This window comes from Longimicrobiaceae bacterium (assembly GCA_035696245.1).
Lineage (GTDB): Bacteria > Gemmatimonadota > Gemmatimonadetes > Longimicrobiales > Longimicrobiaceae > DASRQW01.
This window is the reverse complement of sequence record DASRQW010000197.1, coordinates 1-8,150: the sequence shown is the minus strand read 5'-3', so window position 1 is coordinate 8,150 and position 8,150 is coordinate 1. Positions and strand designations below refer to the sequence as shown.

Annotated in this window: 7 protein-coding genes; 2 read left to right on the top strand and 5 right to left on the bottom strand. The window is 69.9% G+C overall.

All coding sequences use genetic code 11. From position 1 onward, the window contains the following. Positions 1-169: 169 nt before the first annotated feature. Positions 170-1,807 (top strand): patatin-like phospholipase family protein, encoded by a 1,638-nt coding sequence (locus VFE05_09380; GenBank protein ID HET6230268.1) that lies wholly within the window; start codon positions 170-172, stop codon positions 1,805-1,807. 278 nt (positions 1,808-2,085) lie between these two features. Then, complete coding sequence (locus tag VFE05_09375) at positions 2,086-2,949, top strand: TIGR02594 family protein (GenBank protein HET6230267.1); 864 nt, start codon at positions 2,086-2,088, stop codon at positions 2,947-2,949. A gap of 245 nt (positions 2,950-3,194) precedes the next feature. Here VFE05_09375 and VFE05_09370 read toward each other — a convergent pair whose 3' ends face one another. The 5 genes from VFE05_09370 to asnS all read right to left on the bottom strand — a co-directional run bounded on the left by VFE05_09370 (position 3,195) and on the right by asnS (position 7,840). Then, positions 3,195-3,770 carry an HD domain-containing protein gene (locus VFE05_09370; protein HET6230266.1) on the bottom strand — a complete coding sequence of 192 codons (576 nt, stop codon included), beginning with the start codon at positions 3,768-3,770 and terminating at the stop codon, positions 3,195-3,197. Positions 3,771-3,997: 227 nt separating this feature from the next. After that, positions 3,998-4,693 (bottom strand): energy transducer TonB, encoded by a 696-nt coding sequence (locus VFE05_09365; GenBank protein ID HET6230265.1) that lies wholly within the window; start codon positions 4,691-4,693, stop codon positions 3,998-4,000. Positions 4,694-4,789: 96 nt separating this feature from the next. Next, positions 4,790-5,497 carry a hypothetical protein gene (locus VFE05_09360; GenBank protein ID HET6230264.1) on the bottom strand — a complete coding sequence of 236 codons (708 nt, stop codon included), beginning with the start codon at positions 5,495-5,497 and terminating at the stop codon, positions 4,790-4,792. A gap of 34 nt (positions 5,498-5,531) precedes the next feature. After that, positions 5,532-6,236, bottom strand: a complete 705-nt coding sequence (locus VFE05_09355; protein ID HET6230263.1) for an energy transducer TonB — start codon at positions 6,234-6,236, stop codon at positions 5,532-5,534. Positions 6,237-6,439: 203 nt separating this feature from the next. Beyond that, positions 6,440-7,840 (bottom strand): asparagine--tRNA ligase, encoded by a 1,401-nt coding sequence (gene asnS / locus VFE05_09350; protein ID HET6230262.1) that lies wholly within the window; start codon positions 7,838-7,840, stop codon positions 6,440-6,442. Positions 7,841-8,150 lie beyond the last annotated feature (310 nt).

Here is an 8,150-nt window from a genome sequence, read left to right as displayed (position 1 = left end):
GTTATTGCCCACGCCTCTGCTATAGGCGAGGTCCTGGGTCCGATCCTGCGCCCAAGGGAACGGGAAATCGCATGAATTGCGCGCGATCGGGTATCCGGTTAGCGACCCACGCGCCGTTCAGGCGCCACTTACGCATCCTGTCCCCCGCCCCCTCCCTGAGCGTCAGCCCATGATTGACTCCGCTCCCGCCCCGGAGATCTCCGCCGTCGGCTTCGCTAATGGCTCCGACGACGCCACGTCTGCGCCCGGCACCGCCCAGCCGCCGCCGGAGCCTACGCCTGCGCGCCCTCTCGGCGACATCGCCCTCTCGCTCTCCGGCGGCGGGTACCGTGCGGCTGGCTTCCACCTGGGCGTCCTCGGCTTCTTGCACGGCGTGGGGCTGCTGCCCAGTGTGGCGGCGCTTTCGACGGTGTCCGGGGGGAGCATCGTGGGGGCGGCGTGGGTGGTGTCGGTGCTGGACGGGAAGGCGTTCGGGGAGTTCAGCGAGGGGTTCCGGGCGTTCCTGCTGCGGACGAACGTGATCCGCGAGGCGCTGCGGCACGTGGCGGGGCACCGGCGGCACGGCGAACTCGAGTGGCCGAGCCTGATCCGGTCCGCGGCGAGGATCTATGCGGCGCCGGACTTCCTGGGCGACCGGAAGTTCGGCGAGCTGTTCGACGCGCGGCTGCCGCTGCGCGAGATGATCTTCAACAGCACGGAGTTCCGCACGGGCGTGGACTTCCGCTTCCGGCGCAGCGACAACGCGCAGGCGAGGATAGGCAACGGCAACGTGTGGATGCGCCGCGACGTGGCCGACCACGTCCGCCTGGCCGACATCGTGGCCGCCTCGTCGTGCTTCCCCGGCGCGTTCGAGCCCATCCGCTTCCCGGACGACTTCGCCTGGCCGGCGGACTTCCCGCTGGACGAGGCGCGCCAGAAGCTCGGCCCGATGTTCGACGGCGGGCTGCCGCTGATGGACGGCGGCATCTACGACAACCAGGGCGTGGACAGCCTGGTGCTGGCGTACAACCGCGGCGCGGCGGCAACGCTGCTCATCTCCGACACCAGCCCGCGCCAGGAGTCGCTGTTCACCTACCCGCCGGCGCGGAAGCCGGGGTGGGTGACCATCCGCATGGTCAGCATCCTCGGCTGGCTGCTGTTCGCGCTGGCGGCCGGATCGCTCTCGGTGCTGGCCGGGAACGCCCGGCAACATTGGAAGGGCGGCCTGCACGACTGGCTGCTGTACGTCGTCCCTGCCCTGCTGGCGCTGGGCACGGTCGCGGGGCTGGCGTGGCTGCGGCATCGGGTCGTGATGGGCGCCGCCGCGGCGCGGAGCCAGATCCACATCGAGCACCTGTGGAAGGACATCCGCAACCTCACCGTGGCCGAAGCGGCGGGGATGGCGGAGCTGCGTGCCGCGTCGATGCTGGCGCTGACCTCGTCGGTGTTCATGAAGCGCATCCGCGGGCTCATCTACGACAACGTATTCCAGGACAAGCGGTTCGATCACCGGCGGATGGCGTGCCTCATCTACGGCTTGGAGGAGAGCCGCCCCAAGCTGTTCGCGAAGTATCCCTGGCTGCGGCCCAACCCGAAGCTGGTGGCCGAAGCGCAGAAGGCCGAGGGGATGGCGACCACGCTCTGGTTCGACGATCCGTCGCAGCTCGCGCGGCTGGAGCGCGTGGGCGCGGCGACCATCTGCTTCGTGCTCATCAAGTTCATCCTGGAAGACCGCGCGGAGTACGCCGCGATCCCCGGCTCGCCCGTCGCGCTCCTGCTGGAGCGGTTGAAGGCCGAGTGGGGGAAGATCAACGGCGTCAACGCCTGAACCGCATCCGCCAAACGTGGTGGGGCACCGCTGTCCCAGATGGGAAACCGATGTCTCGGAACCGGCGCTGCCGGACCGCTTCGCCGGACGCCATCTGCCGAACTAACCTACGTAGTATCAAAGACTTATGTAGAAACAGCGCAGTGAGCCTCAGGCGGTACGGTGATTGCCCCGCGGAGAGTGCCATCTCCCGCCCGTTGCTGCATCTCACGCTCATCCACGCGGAACCGCCGCCAGATCGCGGCCCCGCATCATCCTCCCCGCCTCAGGAGCACCGCATGTCTACGCTCGCCGTCAACGCCAGCACGCTCAACGTCCGTGAGACCCCCAGCAAAGATGCCAAGGTGCTCATTCAGCTGCCCCGCAACTTCCGGGTGCAGAAGCTGGAGGCTTCGCCCGACGGGCAGTGGTTCCAGATCCGCGCGGGCACCGTGGACCTGCCGGTCACGGGCTGGATCTCCGCGCAGTACGCGGTGGAGGCGCCCGCGGTGACGCTCACGACCACCGCGTCCACGCTCAACGTGCGCGAGACGGCGAGCACCGACGCGAAGGTGCTGGTGCAGCTTCCGCAGGGCTCGAAGGTGGAGAAGGTGGACACGTCTCCTGACGGCGCGTGGTTCCAGGTTCGCGCGGCCGCCGTGACGGGCTGGATCTCGGCGAAGTTCGCCAGCGAGGCCGCCGCCGCCCAACCGCAGGGGCAGCCCGCGGCCGCGCCGTCCGGCGGGAAGGAGTTCGCCTGGCTCTCGGCCGCGCACGGCGAGATCGGGGTGAAGGAGTACGAGGGCGCCAAGAACAACCCCCGCATCGTGGAGTACGCGGCGTGCACCTCGCTACGCGCCACCGACGACGAGACGGCGTGGTGCTCGTCGTTCGTGAACTGGTGCATGAAGCAGGCGGGCGTGAAGGGCAGCGGCGAGGCCAACGCGCGCTCGTGGCTGGGCTGGGGCCAGGAGGTGAGCCCGCCCGTACACGGCTGCGTGGTGGTGTTCAAGCGCGGCACCAGCCCCACGTCCGGCCACGTGGCGTTCTACCTGGAGACGCAGGGCGACCGCATCAGCGTGCTGGGCGGCAACCAGAGCAATCAGGTGAAGGTCAGCACGTACCCCAAGGCCGACGTCCTCGGCTACCGCCTGCCGAAGTAGCCGCAGGCTGCTCAAGGTGCGGAGAAGCCTCCCCCGACGTTCGCGTCCGGGGAGGCTTCTTGTTTCGGGAGATGCACGGCGTCCGATGTCGGCGCTCGGCAGCGAGCCGGCGGGTCCAGCCCGGCGGCATCGCCCTGGCGGGTAAACCCGCGGGCTACGACGGCACGAAGCCCACCTTCGTGGGCTGCTCCCGACGGTCACGCGCGGTTCGGAGCTGTGACAGCGAGCCGCACGCAACCGCCGTGTCAGGCCGGCGTGCCTTCGAGGCCGAGCGCCGGGGCGACGCCGCGCATGGCTTCGATCACGAACTGGACGTGGTCCTTGAGGTCCACGCCCAGGCGCTCGGTGGCGTGCTGCACCTCCTCGCGGTCCACGCCGGCGGCGAACGCGCGGTCCTTGAACTTCTTCAGCACGGACTTGGCTTCCAGGTCCATGACCGAGCGCGAGGGGCGGACGAGCGCGGCCGCGGTTACCAGGCCCGTGACCTCGTCACAGGCGCAGAGGGTGCGGTCCAGCACAGATTCGGGCTGCACGCCCGTGCGCGCGGCGTAGTGCGCCTGCACAGCGTGCACCACCTCGTCCGGGTAGCCGCGCTCGCGCAGGATCGCCACGCCGGGCAGAGGGTGCTCGTCCGGGAACCGCTCGTAGTCGAAGTCGTGAACCAGGCCGGCTAAGCCGAACAGCTCCTCGTCCTCGCCGAACTTGCGGGCATAGGCGCGGCAGGCGGCCTCCACCGAGTACATGTGGCGGCGCAGGGACTCGCTCTGCACGTGCTCGTGCACGAGCGCCAGGGCGTCTTCGCGGCTGGGAAGCTGGGGCATGATCGAGGTCGGCGTGTGGATCGCGGGCGCGCGGGGGCCGGCGCCCTACTCCCCGCCAATCTACCGAGGCGCGCTGCGTGGCGAAATCGCCCGTCGGCGCTCGTCCACGGCCGCTCGTCCAATCCGAGGCACCGACACCGGTAGATGCGACTAGGGCGTACGTCGCATCCCGCGTCGCACGCCCTCATCTGCCGTTTCCCCGCGCTAAGCTGGAGCGCGGCCGTGCTTCACCTGTCGAAGTTCAGGTTCAGGGGGACGGTCACCCACACGGTGACGGGCTGGCCGTTCACCCGCGCGGGCTCGAACCGCGCCTCGTACGCCAGAGGGAGAAGGTACTCGTCCAGCTCCGGATCGCCGGTGAGGCGCTTGACCTCCACGATCGTGGGGATGCCGTCCGGGCCCACGCGCATGAGCAGCTCCGCGGGCGATGAACGCCGCCGAGGGGAGCCCTCCACGGGCGAATGGGCGTCCAGCATGAGGAGCATGATGTTCCTCACGTGACGGGGGTTCGTCATCGCCGGGAGCTGCTCCACCTCGTGTGGGGCGGGCGTGCGCGGGTCGGTGAGGTAGGCGTCGGCCACGTCCAGGCGTATGGCGACGCGGATGGGGCCCCTCTCCGGCCAAGCCGCCACGTGCTGCCGCACCAGCGGGACGAGACCCGCGGCCGCCTCGTCCGAGAGCGTGCCGCCGGCGAGCTGCACGTGGACAGGGCCGCCCGCGGAATCTGTCCAGAACTGAAGCCGCCCGTCCGGATGCTCCACGCCCTTCTCGTGGAGGTAGCGCACCGCGGCGGCCCCGAGTGCGAGCGATCCCGTTTCGCGGAGACCGGGAACCGTGTCGGCGAGCTGCGTATCGCGGGCGGCGGATGCGTGCGCAGCAGGCCAGGACGTGCTTATGGCGGAGAGGAGGAGAATCGTGATCATCGGTGCAGCCGAGTGCATTGAAGGTCAGGTTGAGAGGGAGAACCGCACGGCGGTACCTCTTGAGGCGCCACGGCCGTTCTCGTCGAAGGGAAAGCCTCAGCCGGCGAACTCCATGTTCAACGGGATGCTCACCCACACCGCGACGCCATGGCCGTTCAGGTGGGCGGGGCGGAACCGGATTTCATATGCGAGGGGGATCAGCAGGTCGTCCAGCTCCGGGTCGCCCGTGAGGCGGGTGACGTTCACGATCTCCGGGCTGCCGTCCGCCCCCACGCGGATGGAGAGGAGGGCCGGGATGGGCCGATACGCCCGCTCGGGCGCGGTGGGCGAGTGGATGTCGAGCATCTGCCGCATCAGGTCCTGCACGTGGCGGACGTTCGAGACCTCCGGCGCGGCCGCCGTGCGGTACATCTTCAGCGGCGGGTCCACGAGGTAGGCGTCGGGAGCGTCCAGGCGGATGGCTGCGCGGATGGGGCCGCTGCCCGGCCAGGCCGCGGCGTACTGCTCCACGATGGGGCGGAGCCCGCGTGCGACCTCGGGCGCGACGTTGCTGCCGGCGAGCTGCATGTGCAGCTCCGTGCGAGCCGTGTCGGTCCAGAAGATGAGGCGCCCGGTAGGCTGCATCACGCCGTTCTCCTGGAGATACCGCACCACCTGGGCGGCGAGCGCGAGCGGCACGGTGTCGTCCGCAGCCGGGCGGGCTGCCTGGACGACGGAGCGGACGTACTCCGCGGGACGGTGCGCCGCGGGGGCGCCGGAGAGATGGACGAGCGCCAGGACGGATGCGATCAATGGAGTGGGCATTGGGGAACGGAATGGGTGGAGTGTTGAGGACGTGTCAGTGCCACTCGAGCGTGAGCGGCATGGAAACCCACGAGGGAACCGCAGCTCCGCCCAGGCGCGCGGGCTGGAAGCGCATCTCGAAGGCGAGGGGAACCAGGTACTCGTCGAGCTCCGCGTCGCCGGTGAGGCGCGCGACGTCCACCATCTCCGGCGCACCGTCGGCGCCCACGCGGATGCGGAGCACGGCGGGGATGGCGCGGTTCATCTGCCCGCGGGCCGGCGGGGAGTGCGTGCGCAGCAGATGGTGCATCACGTCTTGCACGTGCCCGCCGTTCTCCAGCCGCGGGCCTTGCTCGGCCGCGGCGCTGTCTACGGCGGTGCGCATCGGTGCGTACCCGTCCGGCGCGTCCAGGCGGATGGTGGACAGGAGCGGTCCGGCGCCCGGCCACTCGGCCGCGTACCGCTCGATCAGCGGGAAAAGGCCGCGGGCGGTCTCCGGCGCGACCGTGCTCTCGGAGAGCTGCGCGCGCACGGGGCTGCGCGTGGAATTGCTCCAGATTTCCAGCTTGCCGTTGGGCCGCTCCACCCCGTGCTCGCGGAGGTAGCGGACGGCCGCGGCGGCCAGCGCCTGCGGAACCGTGTCTCGCGCCGCCTGTGGAAGCGTGTCCGCGCCCGACGCCACGACGTCCGCACGCGAGGCGGCCGGGGCCGGCGGGAGCATGGCGAGCGAGGATAGGAGAAATGTGGTGGCGATCATCATCGGAAGGGACGAGGAATCACGGGCGAGTAGAGGTGTTACCCACGTCGTCCCTGTACGACGCGTGCCGGGTGTCCTGGATCGGCCGGCGATGGCGGAAGCTTGTCGATGACCGTGGAAAGCGGCTGGAGATGAGGCAGGGTCAGGCGGTGGAAGGCGGGCGCCGGAGGATCTTCCCGGCGCCCGCCGTGCATCTCACGAACCGCTCAGAACTCGGCCGTGCCGGGCGTACGCGGGAACGGGATGACGTCGCGGATGTTGGCCATGCCGGTCGCGTACTGGATCACGCGCTCGAAGCCCAGCCCGAAACCGGCGTGCGGCACCGTGCCGTAGCGACGCAGGTCCCGATACCAGCCGTACGTCTCCTTGTCGAGCCCGATTGCGTCCATGCGCGCGTCCAGCACGTCCAGACGCTCCTCGCGCTGCGACCCGCCGATGATCTCGCCGATGCCGGGGGCGAGCACGTCCATCGCCGCCACGGTTTTCCCATCGTCGTTCTGGCGCATGTAGAACGACTTGATCGCGCTGGGATAGTTCATCACCACCACCGGCCGGCCCACCAGCTCCTCGGTGAGGTAGCGCTCGTGCTCGCTCTGCAGGTCGGTGCCCCAGGAGACGGGGAACTCGAACTTCTTGCCGGAATTCTCCAGCAGCCGCACCGCCTCTCCGTAGTCCATGCGCTCGAAGCTGCTGGCGATGAACCCCTCCAGCCGCTCGATGGCCTTGGGGTCGATCTTGTCGGCGAAGAACGCCATGTCGTCGCCGCGCTCGGCCAGCAGGTCGGTGAAGATCGACTTCAGGAACGCCTCGGCCAGGTCGGCGTCGTCGTTCAGGTCCGCGAAGGCGATCTCCGGCTCGATCATCCAGAACTCGGCCAGGTGACGGCTGGTGTTCGAGTTCTCGGCCCGGAAGGTGGGCCCGAAGGTGTAGACGTTCGAGAGCGCCTGGACGTACGCCTCCACGTTGAGCTGGCCGGACACGGTGAGGCTGGCCGGGCGCCCGAAGAAGTCCTGCGAGAAGTCGACCTCGCCGTCGGCGGTCTTCGGCACGTTCAGCAGGTCCAGCGTGGAGACGCGGAACATCTCGCCCGCGCCCTCGGCGTCGCTGGTGGTGATGATGGGCGTGTGCACCCAGAAGAAGCCGCGCCGGTCGAAGAAACGGTGCACGGCCATCGCCATCGTGTGCCGCACGCGCGCCACCGCGCCGAAGGTGTTGGTGCGCGGCCGCAGGTGCGCCACCTGGCGCAGGTACTCGAACGAGTGCGCCTTGGGCTGGATGGGGTACGTCTCCGGGTCGTCCACCCAGCCCACGACCTCTACCTCGGCCGCCTTGATCTCCACCGGCTGCGGGCGGCCAAGCGTGGGCACCAGCTCGCCGTGCACCACCACGGCGCAGCCGCTGGTGAGGCGCTGCACCTCGGCCGCGTAGTTGGGCAGCTCGTTCCCGGCGACCACCTGGATGGGCGCGAAGCCCGACCCGTCGTGCACGTTCACGAACGAGAGGCCCGCCTTGCTGTCCCGGCGGGTGCGCACCCAGCCCTTGATGGTGACGGGCGTTCCGGGCTGGACCCGCCCGGCGAGCAGGTCGGCGATGGAGGAGCGTGGCATGACGATGGGCTCTGGACGATTGGATCGGGGCCGGCGCGGCTCCGCATCGCGTTCGGCTGCGGACGCGGGGCGGAGCCGTACGAATTCGCCGTAATTCTACAGCATCCGCCGCCGGTCCGCACCTGCGCGCCCGCGCATCTCCCGCACGCGCGGCGGCCGCGCCTCCGCACGAGCGATTCGCGGATGCGCACGGAGGATTCGAGTCTCGGTCACGGGAGAGGGAAGCACGGTTCGGGAGATGCGCATCCACCGACGTTCCCGGACGCAAAACGGCCCGCGAAGAGCCGTTCGGGACCGCACCCGGCGGGGG